Raw genomic sequence first — 19,850 nt, forward strand, 5'->3', positions numbered from 1 at the left:
CCGTTCTTCGTATGGACCTTGGTGACCTTGACGTTCTCGATAATCGCAGCACCCCGCTGGCGCGCGCCCTTGGCCAGCGCCATGGCGATGTTGGCGGGATCGCACTGGCCATCGAGCGGCAGATGCACCGCGCCCACCACATCCGAGACGTTGAGGTGCGGGTACATCTCCTTGACCTCGCGCGGCGAAATCTCGCGCACGTCGACATCGAAGGCGCGGGCGAGCGATGCCTGCCGATAGATCTCGTGCATGCGCTCTTCGGTCAGCGCGACGGTAATAGAACCGACCTGGCGCATGCCGGTGCCGACGTCGGTCTCGGCTTCCAGTTTGACGTAGAGGTCGGCCGAATATTTCGCCAGCCGCGTCATGTTCTGCGAGCCGCGCAACTGGCCGATCAGCCCGGCCGCATGCCAGGTGGTGCCTGAGGTGAGCTGCTTGCGCTCCAAGAGCACGATGTCGGTCCAGCCGAGCTTGGCCAGGTGATAGGCGACCGAGCAGCCGGAGACGCCGCCGCCGATGATGACGGCCCTCGCCTTATTGGGAATGGCCTTGGTCGGGACGGTCTTGGTCATGCGGCCTCGCGCCGATAGTTGGAAGCCAAGCGGCGAACGCGAAGCGCTGCTTCCTTGAGGATGGGTTCGGGCTGGCAAAGGCTGATGCGGATGTGGCCGGCGGCGGCCTCGCCAAAGCTCGAGCCGGGCATGACGCCGACCTTTTCCTTGTCGAGCAGCGCCCAGGCAAATTTCTCGTCGTCGGGTTCGACTGCGGAGACATCGAGCATGATGTACATGCCGCCTTCGGAGCCGCGCACGGTGACTTCATTGGCGCCGCGTATGGCATCGAGGAAGATCGTGCGCCGCGCGGCGTAACGCTCGGCGATGTCCTTCACGCCATAGTGGTTTTCGAGCGCCTCGGCGCAGGCGATGGAGATGAAGGCCGGCAAGCCGTAGGTCGTGACCAGATTGAGATCGGCCATCAGCGCGATCATCGCCCTGGGGCCGGTCAGCCAGCCCATGCGCCAGCCGGTCATGCCGTGGCTCTTCGACATGGAGTTGATGACCAGCGTGCGCTCGGCCATGCCCGGCAGCGAGCGCGGCGAGATGTGCTCGCCGCCGCCGAGCGTCCAGTAGACCTCGTCCGACAGCAGCCAGAGATCGTGCTCCTTGCAGATTTCGGCCAGCTGTTCGAGCCGTTCGCGCGAATAGACGGCACCGGTCGGGTTGTTCGGCGTGTTGATCAGGATGGCGCGGGTGTTGGGTTTGAGCGCGGCGCGGATCATGTCCGCGCGAGGTTGAAACCCATCTTCGGCCGGCGTCTCGACCACCGTGAAGCTGGCGCCCGCGGCGCTGAAGGTGTTGGGGTAAGTGGCGTAGTAAGGCGCGACAACGATGGCGTGGTCGCCCGGGTCGAGCACGCCCTGCACGGCGGCGTAAAGCGCTGCCTGGCCGCCAGGCGTGGCGATGACCTCGTCGGGGCTCGTGAGGATGCCGGCGCAAGCGGTCGCGGCCGCGGCCATCGCCTTGCGCAGGCGCGGCAGGCCGGGCAGCGGCGTGTAGTGATGGTTGCTGCCGCGCACTGCGCTCACGCAGGCTTCGATGGTTTCCGATGGCGTGTCGAAATCATGGTCGCCGACCGAGAGCACAATGATGTCCTCGCCGGCCTGCTTGCGATTCCAGGCGGCGAAATGGACCTCCCAGCCGTCCTTGCCCGAAGGCACGATACCGGTAATGCGCTTTGATGGCTTTGGCATCAGGAAACTCCCGAAATCTGGTGGCCGGCTCGCGTGAGCTTGTCGCGCAGGGCGGCGATATGGGCGGGGCCGACTTCGCAACAGCCGCCGACAATGCCGGCGCCGGCATCGACCCAGCCGATGGCCTGGTCCGCATAGGCTTGCGGATCGAGATCATGGCGGGCGTGCAGCACGTCCACCGTCCCGCCATGCTTCAATGCCTCGACCGAAGTGAAGCCGTTGGCATAGGCACCTACCTGTCCACCCAGGGCAACGAGTTCGGGCAACGCGGCGGCGATGGCTTCGGGCCGGCAGCAGTTGAGCAGCCGGGCCGCGACCGGCAGGTCATCGAGAGCGTTGACGGCAGCAGCAATGGTTTCGCCGCTGCGCAGGCGCGGCGTGCCATGATCGGCGAGCGTCCAAGACACCCATACGGGCTTGCCGATTTCCGAGGCCGCGGTGACCGCTGCGCGCGCCTCCTCGGCGGAAGCCATCGTCTCGCACAGGAACAGATCGACGCCGTCGGCCTGCTCGGCAACGATGCGGCGATAGATATCGAGCGTGTCCTCGAATGAGATGGTCAGCGCCGGCGCGTAGCTGCCGAACAGAGGTGACAGGCAACCGGCGATGGCGGCGTCGCCCGCCTCGTCGCGAGCCTGGCGCGCCAGTTCGATGCCGCGCTTCTGCAACGGCTTGAACAGATCTTCGGCGCCCTCGCGCGCCAGGCGCTCGGGCGTTGCCGAATAGGTGTTGATGGTGATGACGCGGGCGCCGGCACGGATGAATTCCGCATGCAGGTCACGCACAAGTTCCGGCTCGTCGATCAGCACCCTGGCCGACCACAGCGGCGTCGGCTCGGACTTGCTGCGCCGGACCAGTTCCTGTCCCATACCGCCGTCAGTGAGGATGACGGAAGTCATGCCCGCAACCTCTCATTCTTCGGATCCCACAGCGGTTCGTCGTTCTGGACGATGGCCTTGAAGCGATCGCCAAAAATCTCGACCTCGACCGCCGTGCCCGGTTGCGTGAGATCGGCGCGCAGCATGCCGAGCGCAATCGACTTGCCGATCCGGTGGCCCCAGCCGCCCGACGTCGTCTCGCCGACGATCGTGCCGTCATGCCAGAGCGTCGACATATAGGGCGCATCGCAGTCGCCGGGGTTCTCGACGACCAAAGTGACGAAGCGCTTCTTCACGCCCTGCTGCTTCTCATTGAGCAAAGCCGCCTTGCCGCGGAAGTCCGGCTTATCCCATTTGACGAAGCGCTCCAGGCCGCCCTGCAGGATCGAATAGTCGGTCGAGAGGTCGCCCTTCCAGGTGCGGTAGCCTTTTTCCAGCCGCAGCGAATCCAGCGCATACATTCCGAATGGTTTTAGCCCGTGCTTCCGGCCGGCGGCCCAGACGACGTCGAAGACGGTCGCCGTGTCCGCGACCTTGGTGTGGATCTCCCAGCCGAGCTCGCCGGCGAAGGAGACTCGCACCAGCTTCGCCCAGCGTCCGGCGATCGTCGTTTCCTGATGCGTCAGCCAGGGAAGGGTGAGGTCCGCATCGCAGACCTCGGCCAGGATAGCGCGTGAGGTCGGGCCGGCAAGGATTTGCGTTGAGTATTCCTCCGTCCGGTCGGTCAGCGTGAAGGCCGCATCGGCGGGTATGCGCGACTTCAGCCATTCGAAATCATGCCACTGCGCCACCGCGGCGGTGATCAGTGTCATCCGGTCTTCGCCGTGGCGCACCACCGACATCTCGGTGACGATGCGGCCCTTGTCGTCGGCGAAATAGACGAGACCGATGCGGCCGGGTTTCGGCACAAGGCCGGTGACCTGCAGCGCCAACCAATCGGCCGCGCCCGGGCCTTCGAGGTTGAAGCGCGAGAAGCCGGGCAGGTCGAGGATGCCGGCGGCGTCGCGGACGGCAAGGCATTCCTCGCGCACGCGCTGCTGCCAGGGTCCGTCGCGACGGAAGGTGAGGGTGGACTCCTCGGAAGTATCATCGCCGGGTTGTGCGTACCAAGTCGCGCGCTCCCAGCCATTATAGGCGTCGAACTGGCCGCCAAGCGCCTTGATGCGCTCATGCAGCGGCGACAGTTTGCGGTTGCGCCCCGCCGGCCAGGCATGGCGCGGGAACTGGATGGCGTATTCGTTGCCGTAGATCTCCATGCCCTTGGCGACGCAATAGTCGGGCGCCGAGGCGAAGCTGGTGAAACGGCGCGGATCACAGGACCACATATCCCATTCGGTCTGGCCTTCGGTGACCCATTCGGCCAGCACCTTGCCGGCGCCGCCCCCTTGCGCGATGCCGAAGGTGAAGACGCAGGCCTCGAAGGCGTTCGGCACGCCCGGCATCGGCCCGATCAGCGGGTTGCCGTCCGGCGCGTAAGGGATCGGTCCGTTGATCACCTTGGAGAGGCCGGCGGTGCCGAGGATCGGCACGCGGGCGACAGCGTCGGCGAGGTAATGCTCGAGGCGGTCGAGATCGTCGGGGAAAAGCTGGAAGGAAAAATCCTCCGGCATCGGATCGTTATGGGTCGCCCAATGCGCGCGGCAATTGCGCTCATAGGGGCCGAGATTCATGCCGCTCTTTTCCTGCCGAAGATAATAGGACGTGTCGACGTCGCGTAGCAGCGGCAGCTTGTGACCCTGTTCCTTCGTCCAGGCGGCAAGCTCGGGGATTTCCTCGAACAATATGTACTGATGGCTCATCACCATCATCGGCACATCGCGGCCGAACATCTTGCCGACTTCGGCGGCGCGATAGCCGGCCGCGTTGATAACGATCTCGCAGCGGATCTCGCCCTGCGGTGTTTCGACCACCCATTCGCCGTTCTCGCGGCGCACGCCGGTGACTGGGCAGAAGCGGATGATTTTCGCGCCCATGTCACGCGCGCCTTTGGCCAGCGCCTGGGTCAACTGCGCCGGGTCGATGTCGCCGTCGCTCGGGTCATAGAGCGCGCCCTTCAACTCATGCGTCTCGATGAAGGGGTAGCGGCGCTTGATCTCGTCCAGTCCGACGACGTCGATATTCATTCCCTGGTAGCGGCCCATGCCCTTGGCGCGCTGGAATTCCTGCATGCGCTCCTTGGTATGGGCGAGCCGGAGCGAGCCGGTTACATGGTAGTTCATCGGATAGTCGACCGCTTCGGCGAGCCCGCGGTAAAGCTCGGTCGAGTAGCGCTGCATATTCATCAGCGACCATGACGGGGAGAAGGTCGGCACGTTGCCGGCGGCATGCCAGGTCGAGCCCGAGGTCAGCTCGTTCTTTTCCAGAAGCACGCAGTCGGTCCAGCCCGCCTTGCACAGATGATAGAGCGATGAGCAGCCGACGACACCGCCTCCAATGATCACCACGCGTGCCGTGGCCGGCAAACCCGCCATGTTCTTCCTCCAAAGCCTAAGCGCTTCGCGCTTCGATTTTTGTTTTGATGCATGTCGTTATCCCAAACCGCTTCGCATTTTTGGGCGACATGCATTGATCAATAGACAGGCGGTGAAACCACCCAGATGACAACCGCAGCCTCGACGCCAGGATTGCGCCAGCGGAACGGCTTGCCCTCGAAGCGGAACGAGTCGCCTTCGCCGAGACGATGCCAGACGCCGTCGATCTCGATCTCGAACGTGCCCGACGCGACATAGCCCGCTTCTTCCGTAGGACGGCGCGCTTCCGTCTTCAGCTCCGCGCCCGGCGCGAAGACCGAGCGCAGCATCTCGAAGCTACCGCCCAGGTCGGGGGAGAGAAGCTCCTCCACCAGGCCGGATTCACTTGTGCCAAGCGATCGGCGGCTGCCGGCGCGCACCACCACGCCGCGTTCCTGCTCGACAGGCACATCATGGCTGAAGAACAGGCTGATCGGAACATCGAAGAGGCCGGCGAATGCCCTGAGATCGCCGAGCGAAGGAATAGAAAGACCGCGCTCGACCTGGCTGACCCAACCGACCGAGCGACCTAACTTGAGCGCAATTTCAGCGAGCGTGAGGCCGCGCGCCTTGCGGAGCGCGCGGATGTCGCCGGCCAGCAGCCGGTCGCCATTGTCCTGCTCCGATTTGGTCGCGGTGGGGGCCAAAGATTGCTCGTGAAAAAATCTCGATAAATTTCATGAGAGAGTAAATTCATGAAAAAATCAAGGGAATTTTCATAGGCCACAAGATTTGCTTGCGCGATTTCGGCCGTTGATGCAAAGGCTCGCGGACGAGCGGCGGAGTGGGGCGCCCGGTCGGGACCAGTTTAGCTTAGAGTCTGCGGATGGTCGTCAAGAGAAACCGTCTTTACGGTTTCTGGCCATGCGCAAAGGGACGGCCCATGCTTGAGAAGAACATCCGGACCGCATCGGAAGCGGCGATCGTCGACGAGGCGATCACCTCGCGCCGGTCCGTTCGCGCTTTCCTGCCCGACATGGTTGATGACGAGACGATCCGCGCGATCCTGGCGGTCGCTGCGCGTGCGCCGTCCGGCACCAACATGCAGCCCTGGCGCGTCTATGTGACCAAGGGCGAGGTCAAGCAGCGCATCAGCGACGCCATCCTCAACTCCGGCATCCGCGCCGAAAAGGCCGAGTGGGACGAGTACCGCTACTATCCCGACCAGTTCTTCGAACCTTACCTGACGCGTCGCCGCGCCAACGGCTTCGGGCTTTACGGCGCGCTGGGCATCGGCCGCCGCGAGGTCGACAAGATGCGGGCGCAGCACGACCGCAACTTCATCTTCTTCGATGCGCCGGTCGGCATGATCTTCACGATCGACCGGAGACTGAACCAAGGCTCCTGGATCGACTACGGCATGTTCCTGCAGAACATCATGGTCGCGGCGCGGGGCCGGGGACTGCATACCTGCCCCCAGGCTGCCTTCGCGCCCTATCACCGGCAGATCCGGCCGGTGCTCAACATTCCCGACGAGGAGGTCGTCGTCTGCGGCATGGCGCTCGGCTACGAGGACACCTCGAAGCCCGAAAACGAGTTCCGCACCGACCGCGCGCCGATCGAGGACTGGGTGACCTTCGCGGAATAGCGTCGGCGCAGACCGCGATGCGGACCGTCAATCCGTGCTCATATGCGCGCCATGGCCGCTGACATGGGCGCCGTCCTTCGGGGTCAGCCTCAGATAGGCCAATAACGCACAAAGCGTGATCAGGCCTTCGATGACGAACAGGATGCGATAGTCGTTGACGCTGGCCTTGCCGCCGCCGGCAAGCAGCGACAGGAGCGCCGACGCGAGGCCGACGCTGATCGCCACCGCAAGCTGCCACAGGATGTAATAGAGCGCGCTGAAGGGGGCGAGTTGCTCCGGCGCGATGTCCGAATAGGCAAGATTGCCGGTGGAGGCCCATTGCACCGAGCGGAAGACGCCGAAGGTAAAGATGTAGACCAAAACGATCCAGGCCGGCAGGCTTTCCTGCATCAGGGCGAAACCGACAACCAACAGGGCGACGATCGGCGTGTTGACGACCAGCACGCGCCTGAAGCCGAAGCGGTTCAACAGGCGCGGCATGAAGAAGCGCATCAGCAATGATCCGATCGCGGCGACGAAGGTCAGCGATCCGGCCTGCACCGCGCTCATGCCGAAGCCGAGCTGAAACATCAGCGGCAGCAGGAAGACCACCGAGCTCAGGCCGATCGTGTCCAGTCCCCCGCCGGTCAGGAAGGAGATGCGGAAGGTGCGGATGCGCAGCAGGTTGAGATCGAGCAGCGGGTTGCGGGCGCGCAGGCAATAGAAGGCGGCAACCGTCAGGATGACGATCGCCAGGCCAAGCTCGATGCCGATCAGGCTGTTCGCGGCATCCTTGGCTGCAAGCGAATCCATGCCGAAGACCAGCAATCCCATGCCGCTGCCGACGAGCAGGAAGCCAGGCAGATCGAATGGCGTGCGCACCGGCTTGGTCGTCGTCGGAAACAGGCAGACGGCCAGAAGCGCCGCGGTCAGGGCGATCGGGATATTGATGTAGAAGATCCAGCGCCAGGAGACGTAGGTGGTGAGCGCGCCGCCGACGAGCGGCCCGACCAGCGGCCCGGATTGGCCGGCGAGCGAAATATACATGTTGATCTTCAGCGTACGGGCGCGCGGGAAGCTCGACAGGATCACGACCTGGCCAAGCGTGCCCATCAGCGCGCCGCCGCAGCCCTGCAAGGCGCGCGAGCCGACTAGCATCCAGATGTTTTCCGAAAGGCCGCACAGGGCCGAGGCGCTGGCGAAGACGAGCAGGGCGAAGCAATAGACGTTGCGCAGCCCAAAACGGTCGGCCAGCCAGCCGCCGAGCGGCATGGTGACAATGAGGCTGGCGACATAGACGGTGATCAAAAGCCCAAGCTGGCTTGGCGGTCGGTCGAGGCTCTCGCCGATGCCGGGCAGCGCGGTGACCACGACGTTCTGGTCAAGACTGGTCATGAACACGCCGCAAGCGACGGTTGCCGGCAACAGCATCGACGGACCCTCCGCCGGAGCAAAGCGGGTCGTGGCCGTCGCCGAAGTCTCAACAGTCATGGAAGGGTATGGTCGAACTGGTTGCCTGTGCGGATGTTTGCCCAGCAAACGCCCGTGATTCCCTACCTATCGCGCCTGCTGGCCCAAGGCTCAAGCCGCAGTTGTGGCCGTCGATAGTGCCAGATAGTGCCTGGACCAATCCCGAGCCAGCAACGCCGCGCTACTGCACCTCGTAACCGACTTCCTCGGAGGCGTGGCACAAGGCCTTCCAGAACGAGCGCGCGAAAGAGCGGAAGACGTAGATGTCGAACTGGTCGGCGCCGGTGCGCTGGATCTGGGCGAACACGTCATGGTGGTTGGTCGAACGTCCAGCGCCCAGCGGGAAGGCCGGCAAGGCGAAGTCGATAGCAAAGAACTTCGCCATCACCCACTCGGCCTTCGGGCCGGCGATGCGGATCGCGGTGCGGCCATGCGAGAGATCGGTCAGCGTACCGACGGCTGGCGTGATGGCGCCGGCGAAGGCTTGAGCAAGCCCCTCCGCTTCGTCGACCACGGTGAACTTTCCCGGCGCGAAGCCGAAGGCGGCGCGGGCGCCGCTGCTCACGCCGCCGCCGGCGCCATCGGGCAGAGCGAGACCGGTGACCTCGCCGATAATTTCGATCAGCTGCTTCTCTTCGCCCGGCCAGGCGGCGAGCTGCAGGATCGTGCCCGGCCGCATCTCGGACAGGATAACATCGACGCCATGTTCGAAGTTGCCGTGCGAACCTGGATGATACTCCGGCTCGAGCGGCGATTGGCGTTCGGGCAAATGCTGCTCAGCCATGCATGCGGCTCCCGTCCGGATCGTAGAAATGGTTGGAGACGATCTCGACCTGCCCGAACCGGTTGCGCAGCGGGTCGGAGACGAAGGCGCGGGTCCCGTGACGTGCCTTGCCGTCCTTGACCAGGGCCAGGGCGATATATTTGCCGAGCGCCGGTGAATAGCAGCAGGCGGTGATGTGACCGAGCGAGTCGTGCGGATTGTCCTCGTCCAGTTCCTCGACGACATGGCCGCCGCCGTTGAGCGGCCGGTTGTCGAGGGCGATCAGCCCGACCAGCTCGAGCCGGTCAGGGGCGATCAGGCCTTCGCGGTCCATCATGGCCGAGCCGATGAAGGGCTTCTTCTTCGACAGCATCCAGTCGAGATGGAGGTCGCGCGCCGTGGTGCGGCCGTCGATCTCGGCGCCGGTGACATGGCCCTTCTCGATGCGCATCGTGCCCAGCGCCTCGAGCCCGTAGGTGACCAAGCCGAACGGCTTGCCGGCCTCGATCAGGGCCTGCCAGACATGGGTGCCGTAGCCGGCGCCGGAATAAACCTCGAACGCCATTTCGCCGGAAAAGGACAGGCGGCAGATCATCACCGGCACGCCGGCGATCCGGCCATGGACGATGCCCATGAAGGGCAGGGTGGCGTTGTCGACGGCGGTGCCGGTGACGCAGGAAGCGAGGATGGCCCGCGCGTTTGGCCCGCCGATCGCCGCGCCCGCCCATTCGTCCGTGACGGAGGTCACGGTGACCTTCAGCTCCGGCCAGATGACGTCGAGAAAATACTCCAGATGCTGCATCACCTTGCCGGCATTGGCGGTGGTGGTGGTCATCAGGAATTCCTGCTCGCCGAGCCGCCAGGTGGTGCCGTCGTCGAAGGCTAGCCCATCCTCACGCAGCATCAGGCCGTAGCGGGCCTTGCCGACGGCCAAAGTGGAAAACATGTTGGTGTAGACGCGGTCGAGGAACTCGGCCGCGTCGGGTCCCTGCACCGCGATCTTCCCCAGCGTCGAGACATCGACGATGCCGGCGCTTTCGCGCGTGGCCTTCGCTTCGCGGACATAGGCTTGCTCGATCGTCTCGCCGGGAAGGCCGTAGATCATCGGCCGGTACCAGAGGCCGGCCGAATACATGGTCGCGCCATTGGCGATGTGCCAGTCATGCATCGGCGTCAGCCGCTCGGGCTTGAGATCGCCAAAGCGTTCGGCGGCCAGCGAGCCGATCGACACTGCGGTGTAGGGCGGGCGAAAGCGCGTCGTGCCGACTTCGGGGATCGGCTTGCCGAGCGCCTCGGCCATGATCGCAAGGCCAGGCACATTGGAGTTCTTGCCCTGGTCGGTCGCCATGCCGAGCGTGGTGTAGCGCTTCAGATGCTCGACCGATACGAAGCCTTCGCGATGCGCAAGCCGCACGTCCTCGGCGGTCACATCGTGCTGGAAGTCGACAAAGCTCTTGCCCTTGGCCTTGATTTCGAAGACCGGAGCCGGATCGGGATCGCCCGGTGCGGCCTCGACGGTCGGCAGGGCGGCGGGCGCGGCCGTTCCGCCGGCAGCCGAAACGCCGGCCGCGCGACCCTCGGCGATGGCTTCGGCGGTGGAGAAGCTGCCGGTGAAGGCGCCGGCGCCGATCCAGCGCTGCGTCGGCTTGGGCGGCAGGAAGGCCTGCCTGGCCGGGTCCCATTCAGCCTTGGCGCCCGCCTGGCTGGCGAGATGGATGGTCGGCGACCAGCCGCCCGACATCAAAAGGCTGTCGGCATGGATGCTTCGTTCGTCGCCGCTCAGCGCACCGCTCAGGGCGTCGAAGCGCTGCACCTTGAGGCCGGTGAGGGCCTTGCCGCCTTCGGTCGCAATCACGGCATGGCCGTCCAGAAGCTCGGCCTCGGCCTCGCCGGCGAGCCGGCGCATGTCGTTCGAGATGTCAGCACGGACATCGACGATGGCAACGATGGTCGCGCCGGCCTTCTTCAAGGCGACGGCGGAGCGGTAGGCGCTGTCGTTATTGGTGAAGAGCGCGATGCGCTGTCCCGGCAGCACGCCATATTCAACTGCGTAGCGTTCCGCCGCATGCGCCAGCATGACGCCGGGCCGATCGTTGCCCGGAAACACCAGCGGCCGTTCGAAGGAGCCAGTGGCGAGCACCACTGTGCCCGCGCGGATCGCCCAGTAGCGCTGGCGCGGTTCGCCCTTGGCGGGTGTTTCCTTGTGGTCGGTCACCCGTTCCAGCGCGGCAAGCGTGTTGCCATCATAGTAACCCCACACGGTCGTGCGCGGCAGCAGGCGGACATTGTCGTTGCCTTCGAGCTGCCCGACTGCGCGTTGGGCCCAGTCGGCGGCGGGCATGCCGTCGATGATTTCGTCCGACCAGTTTGCGGAACCGCCGAAGTGGGCTTCGAGGTCGGCAAGGATGACGCGGACGCCCTGGTCGGCGGCGGCCTTCGCCGCCATCAGGCCGGCCGGGCCGGAACCGACGACCAGCACGTCGCAAAATGCGTTCATGCGCTCGTAGCGCGCCGGGTCGGGAGCGGTGCCGGCCTTGCCGAGGCCAGCGGCGCGACGAATGAAATGCTCGCAGAACATCCAGAAGCGCGTGCCCTTCAGCGGACCGATCACCGGACCCATGAAGGTCTTGTAGTAGAAGCCGGCCGACAGGAGCTTGCCGCCGAGCTGGTTGAGGGCGCCGATATCCCAGGCGAGCGAAGGCGTGCGGTTCTGGCTGACGGCGACCAGCCCGTCATAGATCTCGACCATGGTGGCCGGAATGTTCGGCTCGCGCACTTCGCCGCGCAGCACCGTCACCAGCGCGTTCGGCTCCTCGACGCCGGCGGCAAGCAGGCCGCGCGGGCGATGATATTTGAAGGAGCGGCCGAACAGCGTCACGCCATTGGCGAGCAGCGCCGAGGCCAGCGTGTCGCCGGCATGGCCGGTGTAAGCCGCGCCGTCGAAGGTGAAGCGGATGGTGCGCAGCCGGTCGATCCGGCCGCCGGTCTCGGCGCGGCGCGGGCTCACGAGCGGCTCTCCGTCTTGTGGCCGCCACGGGCGAACTCGGTGCTCAGGATTTCGTGCGTGATGGTGTTGCGCACGACCCTAAGATGCGCGCGACAACCCCCGGAATGCTGCCAGATCTCGTTGTGATCGCCGGCCGGGTTCAGGCGGTCGTAGACATAGGCGTTCCAGGCGTCGAGGTTCTGCGAGGCGGGCTGCGGCCGCTGGCGGTTGCCGTCGCCCTGGTAGGTGAATTCGATGACGTCGCGCGGGCCGCAATAGGGACAGGTGATCAGCATTTTTCAATCCAAACCCTAGTGCAATCTGGGCGTCGCGCCCTGGCCTTTGTCGTCGATGATGAGGCCCCGATAAAAGCGGTCGAGTGTGAAGGGCGCGTTGAAATCGTGCGGCTCGTCCTTGGCAATGGTGTAGGCAAAGCACCAGCCGGAGGCAGGCGTCGCCTTGAAGCCGCCATAGCACCAGCCGCAATTGAGGTACATGCCCGGCAGTGGGCCAGTGGTGATGATCGGCGAGCCGTCCATCGTCATGTCGCACAGCCCGCCCCAGGAGCGCAGCATGCGCACGCGCGCCAGGCCGGGGAACAGCGCCAGCATCTCGCTCATCACCTCATCGACGATCGGCAGGCTGCCGCGCTGGGCGTAGCTGTTGTAGCCGTCGAGGTCGCCGCCATAGACGAGGCCGCCCTTGTCGGATTGCGAAATGTAGAAATGGCCCATGCCGAAGGTCAGGATCGTATCGATGATCGGCTTCAGCGATTCCGAGACGAAGGCCTGCAGCACGTGGCTTTCGATCGGCATGTGCGAAATGCCGGCAAGCTGCATGACGCGGCCGGTGCTGCCGGCAACCGCAAGCGCGACCTTCTTGGCGCGGATTTCGCCGCGCGTCGTCGAAACGCCGGTGACGCGGTCGCCGTCGCGCAGGAAACCGGTGACCTCGCAATTCTCGATGATATCGACGCCGCGCCGGTCGGCGCCGCGCGCATAGCCCCAGGCGACGGCGTCGTGACGGGCGCTGCCGGCACGGCGTTGCATCAAGCCGCCGACGACAGGGAAGCGCGCGGAACCGGAGACATCCAGCGCCGGCACAAGCCGCTTGATCTGGTCGACGCTCATCAGTTCGGCGTCGACGCCGAGATGGCGCATGGCGTTGCCGCGCCTGGCATAGTCGTCAAGCTGGGCGGGCGTGTGCGCGAGATTGAGGCACCCGCGCTGCGAGAACATGACGTTGTAGTTGAGGTCGTGCGACAGGTTCTCCCACAGCTTCATCGAATGTTCGTAGAAGCGGGTGTTTTGCGGCAAGAGATAGTTGGAGCGCACGGCGGTGGTGTTGCGGCCGACATTGCCGGAGCCAAGCCAGCCTTTTTCCAGCACCGCGACATTGGTGATGCCGTGTTCCTTGGCAAGATAATAAGCGGTCGAAAGACCGTGGCCGCCGCCACCGATGACGATCACGTCATAGGAAGCCTTGGGATCCGGCTTGCGCCAGGCGGGCTTCCAATCCTTGTTGCCGGTCAGCGCGTTCTTGAGCAGCGAAAAGGCTGAATATTCCGCCATTCTTCCTATCGTCCTTATGATGCGAGGCGGCAGACTATAGAGCAGGCGGGAAGCGTAAAGCCAAGATTACGCCATCGCTTTTCGCCAGGCCGACTCTCGCCGATGCGATCGGACGGCTTGCCGCCCGATAGGCCGGTCTTTATCAAAGGCGGAAATTTCGAGAATTTTTCGGCCGCGAGTCGCCAACAAAGTCATGTTCTTCCGCCTGCTTCGCCTGCTTCTGATCGTCATCGTCGCTGTCTTCGGGCAGCCGGCGCTCGAGGCGTCGGCGCAGGCGATCGGCCATGGTTCGTCGCAGCTCATCGCCGATCAGACCAAGGTCATCCAGGACCTGACGGCCAGGACCGACGGCCTGGAAAAGAAACTGAGCGACCCCGACCAGGACGATGCGGGGCTTGTCGACATCCGGTTGCAGCTGGAGGATATTTCGCGCGCGGCGCTGAACAGCGCGCTGGCGTTCCGGCAGCGCCTCACCGACATCAACAATCGCGCCGAGGTTCTCGGCCCGCCGCCGGCGCAGGGGCAACCTACCGAGCCGGTGATCGTCAGCAGCGAGCGCAGTGCGCTCGCCACGGAAAAAGCTCAGATCAACGCGGTCGTCGCCAGCGCGCAAAACCTGTCGATCCGCGTCAACGGGCTGGTCGACAAGATCGCCGTCATGCGCAGCGAGCTTTTCCGCAGCGTCATCACCAAGCATTATGATCTGACCGACGCGTTGAGCCCGCAGGCCTTTTCCGACGCGCATGATCAGTTCACGGGCCTCTACAAGGCAGTTTCGTCCTGGGCGAGCTTCGCCGTCAGGTTCAAGTTCCAGGCGATCCTTGCGGCGACGCTGATGGCGCTCGCCCTGGCGGCCGTTCTGTTGATCGGCGGCAGGCGCCTGTTCGGCCGCATATTCGAGGCCGACCCGACGGTCGAGGATCCGTCCTATCTCAGCAGGCTGTCGGTGGCCTTCTGGTCGACGCTGCTGCCGACCCTGGCGCTCGGCGTCTTCTTCGCCTCGGCCGTGTTCTTCTTCAACTATTACAATGTGCTGCGTGGCGATATCGGCACGTTCCTCAATGCCTTGCTGACGGTGATCGCCATGGTGTTCTGCGTCAACCGGCTGACCAACGCGGCGCTCGAACCGCGCCTGCCCAACTGGCGCCTGATCCCGGTCGCGACCGGCCGGGCGCGTTGGCTGGTTGGTCTGACGACCGCCATGGCGCTGGTGCTCGGGTTCAATTACTTCCTGTCGGTCGTCAACGAGAAGATGGGATCGCCACTTTCGCTGACGATCGCCAGGGGCTTTGTCGCCGCGATCATCGTCGGCGTCATTCTGATCCTGATGGGACTGCTGCGGCCTTTCAGGACGGCTGACGGCTCATGGCGGCCCTGGCCGGCATGGCTTCGCTTCATGGCCATCGCCCTCGGCCTGTTCACCATTGCGGCGGCGCTGCTTGGCTATATCGGCCTGGCGCTTTTCGTCTCGTTCCAGGTCGTGGTGACCGGCACAGTGCTGGTGACGGCGTATATCGGCTTCCTCTCGGCTCGCGCGATCGGGGAGGAGGGCGGCTTCGCCGACACTTCGGTCGGGCGATGGCTTTCGGAAAACTCCAGCTACGAGGATACCGCCCTCGACCAGCTCGGCCTGGTCGTCAGCATCGCCATCAACCTGATGATCGTGGTGGTGTTCCTGCCGCTGATCCTATTGATGTGGGGCTTCCAGCCCGGCGACATCGAGGCCTGGGCCTACAAACTGGCGACCGGCGTCACGATCGGTTCGGTGACCATCTCCTTCCTCGGCATCCTCAGCGGCATCGTCGTCTTCGGCATCGGTTATTTCCTGACGCGCTGGTTCCAGGGCTGGCTGGACGGCTCGGTGATGGCGCGCGGCAAGGTCGATGCCGGCGTGCGCAACTCGATCCGGCTCGGTGTCGGCTATGCCGGCGTGGCGGTCGCCGCGCTGGTCGGCATCTCGGCGGCGGGCATCGATCTTTCCAACCTGGCGCTGGTTGCCGGCGCGCTTTCGCTCGGTATCGGCTTCGGCCTGCAGAACGTCGTGTCCAATTTCGTCTCAGGCCTCATCCTGCTTGCCGAACGGCCGTTCAAGGTCGGCGACTGGATCGTCGCGGGCGACGTCAGCGGCACCGTGCGGAAGATCAGCGTACGCGCCACCGAGATAGAGACGTTCCAGCGGCAGGCGGTGATCCTGCCCAACTCGAACCTGATCAACAATGCTGTCGGCAACTGGACGCATCGCAACAAGCTCGGACGCATCGACATCAAGGTCGGCGTCGCCTATGGCAGCGACGTCAAGCGCGTCCATGCCGTCCTGACGGATATTGCGCGCGCCCATCCGATGGTGCTGAAGAACCCCGAGCCGTTCGTCCTCTTCGCCAATTTCGGTTCGGCCGCGCTCGAATTCGAAATACGCGTGTTCGTCGCGGACATCATGAACGGCAGCGTCGTGCAGAACGATATCCGCTTCGCCATCTTCGATATCTTCGAGCAGGAGCAGATCGAGATACCATCGACGCCGCGCGCCGTGGTCGAGAGCAAGAAGCACGAAGCCTGGCCGATCGACGACGACAAGATCGAAGCCGAATTCGCGGAGCGCGAGAGGCTGGAGGCGGAAGCCGCGGCCGAGCGGGAACGGCTGGCCAAGACCAAGCGCAAGGGCCGCAAGCCGGACCCCGGCTGAGGTGTATTGATATTCAGGTGAGGCCGGCCTGCAAATGGGGTTTCCTGCGCTTCCGGTGCTCACGTACTTCAAGTACGCTCCGCTCCGGTTCTCGGAAGCCACCATTTTCGGCTCGGCCTGACCTGAATCTCAATACACCTTGGACGACGGCTTATCCGACAGCGAAATCGATTGTGGCATGAATGCGGCATTCAGTTGCGGTTCAGGTAACATCTCATATAAGCTTCGATGCAAAGGGCGAGAATGCCTTGCAAATTTGAACAGAGGCGGTGTGTGAAACACCGAAATTTCAATGTGGAAGTCTGTCGTTGCCGCCATCGCGTTGCTGGCACTGGGCGGTTCGGCTTTCGCCGCCAGCGCGATCAACCGGGACGCTCAGACGCGGACCTTGGTCGTGACCGAAGGCGGCGCCAAGAGCGAGCTGACGCTTGCCGCCGGCGAGACGGTGGAATTCTGCTCGAACGGCTGCTTCGTCACTCTGCCCAATGGTGACCTCGAAGCCCTGACCGGCTCGGAAACGGTCGAAATCTCGGGCGGCGCGGCGCGCATCAAGTAACTCTCGCCACAGAGAGTGGCGCCGCAAGATTGGCAAAGGCCGGACCGATGTCCGGCCTTTTATCGTTTCCGGTAGCTGTCGCTTAACGACGACGCCGAAAAACCGGCATGACAATGCATTGCAACCGGACGTTTTAACGTTCGCTGCGTCATCTCCGGCTATATCTGCCCCGAGGACGCCGGCACACGGCGTGGGTTGAGTTGGCGCATGGTTCCCTTCCGAGATCGGAGTTTCGGGATTCTGCGCTCGATCGGGGCAGGGCAATGGACGCGAGGTCGGACAGGAACGCAATTCCGCTTGCGGTCGATCTCGACGGTACGCTGATCGCAACCGACCTTCTGTGGGAAGGCCTGTTCATCCTCCTCAAGAAGAATCCGCTCTATGTCTTTCTCCTGCCGTTTTGGTTGATCGGCGGCCCGGCCCGGCTGAAGCAGGAAATCGCCAGCCGCGTCGACATTGACCCGGCCTCGCTGCCTTACCGTCGGGATCTGCTCGACCGGCTGTGCGCCGAGCACCGGGAGAGCCGCAAGATCGTGCTGGCGACGGGAACGCCGCGCAAGTTCGCGGAAGCGATCGCGGCGCATCTCGGCATTTTCGATCATGTGCTGGCGACCGACGGTCCGCACAACATGACCTCCGGCAGGAAATGCGCGGCACTTGTCGCCGCCTATGGCGATGCAGGCTTCGACTATGCCGGCAACAGCCGCCACGACCTCAAAGTGTTCGATGCCGCGCGCAACGCGCTCGTGGTGGCGCCCGACCGCAGCGCCCGGCGCTGGCAGGCGGCGCATCAAGCCGAGGCCATGCTCGCGCCGACGCCGACGCTGAGGACCTACGTCAAGATGCTGCGCATCCATCAGTGGCTGAAGAACGCCCTGATCGCCGTGCCGATGGTGCTGTCGCACGAATATTTCAACCCGAACATGATCTGGGAATGCCTGCTGGCGTTCATTTCCTTCAGCGCCGTGGCGTCCGCCATCTATATCCTCAATGATTTCTTCGACCTCGCGCTCGACCGCAAGCATCCGACAAAACGCAACCGGCCTTTCGCCAGCGGCGTATTGTCGATCCCATTCGGTCTCGGCGCGATCGTCGCGCTGCTTGCGGTCGGCATTGCCGCCGGCTTGTTCCTGCCGATCGAATTTCTTGGCGTGCTTGCCGGCTATCTGGTCGTCACCACAGCCTATTCGCTGTCGTTCAAGCGCATGCTTCTGATCGATGTGCTGACGCTTGCGGGCCTCTACACGATCCGCGTGCTTGCGGGCGCAGCCGCCACCGGTGTCGATGTCTCCTTCTGGCTGCTTGCCTTCTCGATCTTCTTCTTCCTGTCGCTGGCGCTGGTGAAGCGCTTCGTCGAGTTGCGCACCACTGCGATCCCGCCCGGCGAGCGCATCGCTGGCCGCGGCTATCGCACCGAGGACCAGGAGATCGTCGCGCAGGCCGGCATGGCGTCGGCTTTCTCGTCGGCGCTGGTCCTGGCGCTTTATATGGACAGCCCGGCGGTGCGCGAGCTCTATCCGCATCCGTGGCTGATATGGCCGCTGGCTCCGATCGTGCTTTATCTCACGATGCGCGTCTGGATCCTGGCCCGCCGCGACGAGATGCATGACGACCCGGTCGTCTTCATCATCCGCGACTGGCGCAGCCAGATCGTCGTCGTCATCGGCGCGGTCTTCCTCGTCGCCGGAGGCTGGTGATGAGGCACGAGCGCTTCGGCAGCTTCGGACTGGCGACGCCGCCGGCGCGCAAGGCGATCGCGGCGGACGAGGCGATCGCCTTGCTTAAACGCGGCGAGGCGAAGACCGGATCGCTGCTCGGATACGGCAATGGCCGGTCCTATGGCGACAGTTGCCAGAACGATGCAGGCATGGTGGTCGACATGCGGCCGCTCAACCGCATCCGTTCCTTCAACGCCGAAACGGGCGTGATCGAGGCAGATGCCGGCACGCTGCTTTGCGATATCATCGCTCATGCCGCGCCCTACGGCTTCTTTCCGGCCGTGGTTCCAGGCACGCAATTCGTGACGCTGGGCGGCGCGATCGCCAATGACGTCCACGGCAAGAACCATCATCGGCGAGGCACCTTCGGCTGCCATGTCGAGGCTTTGACGCTGCTTCGGTCCGACGGCCGGACCTATCGCTGCTCGCAAACCGACAATGTCCGACTGTTCGGGGCGACGATCGGCGGCATGGGGCTGACGGGGCTGATCCTGTCGGCATCGATCAAGCTGATGCGGGTGCCATCGCTCGATATCATCGAAAGCGTGACGCGGTTTCGCGATCTCGGCGAATTCTTCGATCTTGCCGAGGCTGCCGACCAGGCCAATGAATATGCCGTCGCCTGGATCGATCAGCTTGCCAGCGGCCACGGGCGCGGTCGCGGGCTGTTGTTCACCGGCAACCATGCCGAACACGGATCGCACGCGGCGGCGCGCGCCGGCAGCCGGTTTTCCGTGCCGGTGCAGCCACCATTCAACGTCCTCAATCGGCCCTTCCTCACCGTCTTCAACGCGGCCTACCGTTGGAAAAAGGGCAAGTCCCAGGCTCCGCACCAGGCCGGCCATCAGGGCTTCTTCTTTCCGCTTGACGGGGTCCGCGACTGGAACCGGCTCTACGGGCCGCAGGGACTTTTCCAGCACCAAAGCGTGGTGCCGGATGCGAATGCGCGCCGCGTCGTACCTGTGCTTCTCGACGCCGCACGGCGGGCAGGGCAGGGATCGTTCCTGACCGTGCTCAAGCGCTTCGGCGACGTCCGCTCGCCGGCGCTGCTGTCGTTCCCGCGGCCCGGCTACACGCTGACGCTCGATTTCGCCAACCGGGGCGAAGGGACGTTGCGGCTGCTCGCCGAGCTCGACCGCATTGCTGTTGGCGCGGGCGGGGCGGTGAACCCCTACAAGGACGCCCGGATGGGGCCTGAGACATTCGCCGCGTCGTTCCCGCAATGGCAACGGCTGGAGGCGCTTCGCGACCCGGCGTTCATATCAAATTTCTGGGCGCGTACCGCCAAGAGACTGGAGATCCGACAAGGGAGCGCTGAAGCCGCCGAATAGATAAAGGTCGAATAAATCACGGTAAATAAATCGTTACGTCAGGGTTTACTCAACAATATCACGCTTC

15 protein-coding genes are annotated in these 19,850 nt (G+C 64.3%); 5 read left to right on the forward strand and 10 right to left on the reverse strand.

Annotated elements, in window-relative coordinates; genetic code table 11:
- The 5 genes from LB553_RS04395 to LB553_RS04415 all read right to left on the reverse strand — a co-directional run.
- Nucleotides 1-572 (reverse strand): NAD(P)/FAD-dependent oxidoreductase (locus LB553_RS04395; RefSeq protein WP_224511008.1); only part of this gene is annotated, 572 nt, incomplete at its 3' end.
- The gene (locus LB553_RS04400; RefSeq protein WP_224511011.1) at nucleotides 569-1,750 is read right to left on the reverse strand and encodes a pyridoxal phosphate-dependent aminotransferase; all 1,182 of its coding nucleotides are present in this window, start codon (nucleotides 1,748-1,750) and stop codon (nucleotides 569-571) included. The genes LB553_RS04395 and LB553_RS04400, both read right to left, overlap by 4 nt.
- Nucleotides 1,750-2,649, reverse strand: a complete 900-nt coding sequence (locus tag LB553_RS04405) for a homocysteine S-methyltransferase family protein (RefSeq protein ID WP_224511013.1) — start codon at nucleotides 2,647-2,649, stop codon at nucleotides 1,750-1,752. The genes LB553_RS04400 and LB553_RS04405 overlap by 1 nt, the downstream gene beginning before the upstream one ends.
- Nucleotides 2,646-5,099 carry a GcvT family protein gene (locus LB553_RS04410; protein WP_224511015.1) on the reverse strand — a complete coding sequence of 818 codons (2,454 nt, stop codon included), beginning with the start codon at nucleotides 5,097-5,099 and terminating at the stop codon, nucleotides 2,646-2,648. Before LB553_RS04410 ends, LB553_RS04405 begins: the two co-directional genes overlap by 4 nt.
- 98 nt (nucleotides 5,100-5,197) lie before the next feature.
- Nucleotides 5,198-5,740, reverse strand: a complete 543-nt coding sequence (locus tag LB553_RS04415) for a helix-turn-helix domain-containing protein (RefSeq protein WP_412033267.1) — start codon at nucleotides 5,738-5,740, stop codon at nucleotides 5,198-5,200.
- A 281-nt stretch (nucleotides 5,741-6,021) separates the two neighbouring features.
- On the opposite strand from LB553_RS04415, the gene LB553_RS04420 reads away from it, so the two are divergent.
- A complete protein-coding gene (locus LB553_RS04420; RefSeq protein WP_224511019.1) occupies nucleotides 6,022-6,726 on the forward strand; it encodes a nitroreductase in 705 nt (234 codons plus the stop codon).
- A gap of 27 nt (nucleotides 6,727-6,753) precedes the next feature.
- Here LB553_RS04420 and LB553_RS04425 read toward each other — a convergent pair whose 3' ends face one another.
- From LB553_RS04425 to LB553_RS04445, 5 genes are all read right to left on the reverse strand, one after another.
- Nucleotides 6,754-8,136, reverse strand: a complete 1,383-nt coding sequence (locus tag LB553_RS04425) for an MFS transporter (RefSeq protein WP_224511020.1) — start codon at nucleotides 8,134-8,136, stop codon at nucleotides 6,754-6,756.
- Between the two features lie 220 nt (nucleotides 8,137-8,356).
- Nucleotides 8,357-8,944, reverse strand: coding sequence for a sarcosine oxidase subunit gamma family protein (soxG, locus tag LB553_RS04430; protein ID WP_224511470.1), 588 nt, complete (start codon nucleotides 8,942-8,944; stop codon nucleotides 8,357-8,359).
- A gap of 7 nt (nucleotides 8,945-8,951) precedes the next feature.
- Nucleotides 8,952-11,945 (reverse strand): sarcosine oxidase subunit alpha, encoded by a 2,994-nt coding sequence (locus LB553_RS04435; RefSeq protein WP_224511021.1) that lies wholly within the window; start codon nucleotides 11,943-11,945, stop codon nucleotides 8,952-8,954.
- Nucleotides 11,942-12,220 carry a sarcosine oxidase subunit delta gene (locus tag LB553_RS04440; RefSeq protein WP_224511022.1) on the reverse strand — a complete coding sequence of 93 codons (279 nt, stop codon included), beginning with the start codon at nucleotides 12,218-12,220 and terminating at the stop codon, nucleotides 11,942-11,944. The genes LB553_RS04435 and LB553_RS04440 overlap by 4 nt, the downstream gene beginning before the upstream one ends.
- A 15-nt stretch (nucleotides 12,221-12,235) precedes the next feature.
- Entirely contained in the window at nucleotides 12,236-13,495 is a 1,260-nt protein-coding gene (locus tag LB553_RS04445) for a sarcosine oxidase subunit beta (RefSeq protein ID WP_224511023.1), read from the reverse strand.
- Between the two features lie 193 nt (nucleotides 13,496-13,688).
- Between LB553_RS04445 and LB553_RS04450 the strand changes: the two genes are divergently transcribed.
- From LB553_RS04450 to LB553_RS04465, 4 genes are all read left to right on the forward strand, one after another.
- Nucleotides 13,689-16,178 (forward strand): mechanosensitive ion channel family protein, encoded by a 2,490-nt coding sequence (locus LB553_RS04450; protein WP_224511024.1) that lies wholly within the window; start codon nucleotides 13,689-13,691, stop codon nucleotides 16,176-16,178.
- A 292-nt stretch (nucleotides 16,179-16,470) separates the two neighbouring features.
- Nucleotides 16,471-16,734 carry a hypothetical protein gene (locus LB553_RS04455; protein WP_027167119.1) on the forward strand — a complete coding sequence of 88 codons (264 nt, stop codon included), beginning with the start codon at nucleotides 16,471-16,473 and terminating at the stop codon, nucleotides 16,732-16,734.
- Nucleotides 16,735-16,997: 263 nt separating this feature from the next.
- On the forward strand, nucleotides 16,998-18,431 hold the full coding sequence (locus LB553_RS04460; protein ID WP_224511025.1) for a UbiA family prenyltransferase: 1,434 nt from the start codon (nucleotides 16,998-17,000) through the stop codon (nucleotides 18,429-18,431).
- Nucleotides 18,431-19,783, forward strand: coding sequence for an FAD-binding oxidoreductase (locus LB553_RS04465; RefSeq protein ID WP_224511026.1), 1,353 nt, complete (start codon nucleotides 18,431-18,433; stop codon nucleotides 19,781-19,783). Before LB553_RS04460 ends, LB553_RS04465 begins: the two co-directional genes overlap by 1 nt.
- The last annotated feature ends 67 nt before the right edge of the window (nucleotides 19,784-19,850 follow it).

This window comes from Mesorhizobium sp. CA8 (genome assembly GCF_020164955.1).
GTDB lineage: Bacteria > Pseudomonadota > Alphaproteobacteria > Rhizobiales > Rhizobiaceae > Mesorhizobium.

Coding starts and splice junctions, on each gene's coding strand:
- LB553_RS04400 (WP_224511011.1), bottom strand. CDS start 1,750: ATGCCAAAGCCATCAAAGCGCATTACCGGTATCGTGCCTTCGGGCAAG.
- LB553_RS04425 (WP_224511020.1), bottom strand. CDS start 8,136: ATGCTGTTGCCGGCAACCGTCGCTTGCGGCGTGTTCATGACCAGTCTT.
- LB553_RS04410 (WP_224511015.1), bottom strand. CDS start 5,099: ATGGCGGGTTTGCCGGCCACGGCACGCGTGGTGATCATTGGAGGCGGT.
- LB553_RS04460 (WP_224511025.1), top strand. CDS start 16,998: ATGGACGCGAGGTCGGACAGGAACGCAATTCCGCTTGCGGTCGATCTC.
- LB553_RS04405 (WP_224511013.1), bottom strand. CDS start 2,649: ATGACTTCCGTCATCCTCACTGACGGCGGTATGGGACAGGAACTGGTC.
- LB553_RS04440 (WP_224511022.1), bottom strand. CDS start 12,220: ATGCTGATCACCTGTCCCTATTGCGGCCCGCGCGACGTCATCGAATTC.
- LB553_RS04420 (WP_224511019.1), top strand. CDS start 6,022: ATGCTTGAGAAGAACATCCGGACCGCATCGGAAGCGGCGATCGTCGAC.
- LB553_RS04455 (WP_027167119.1), top strand. CDS start 16,471: ATGTGGAAGTCTGTCGTTGCCGCCATCGCGTTGCTGGCACTGGGCGGT.
- LB553_RS04445 (WP_224511023.1), bottom strand. CDS start 13,495: ATGGCGGAATATTCAGCCTTTTCGCTGCTCAAGAACGCGCTGACCGGC.
- LB553_RS04465 (WP_224511026.1), top strand. CDS start 18,431: ATGAGGCACGAGCGCTTCGGCAGCTTCGGACTGGCGACGCCGCCGGCG.
- LB553_RS04450 (WP_224511024.1), top strand. CDS start 13,689: ATGTTCTTCCGCCTGCTTCGCCTGCTTCTGATCGTCATCGTCGCTGTC.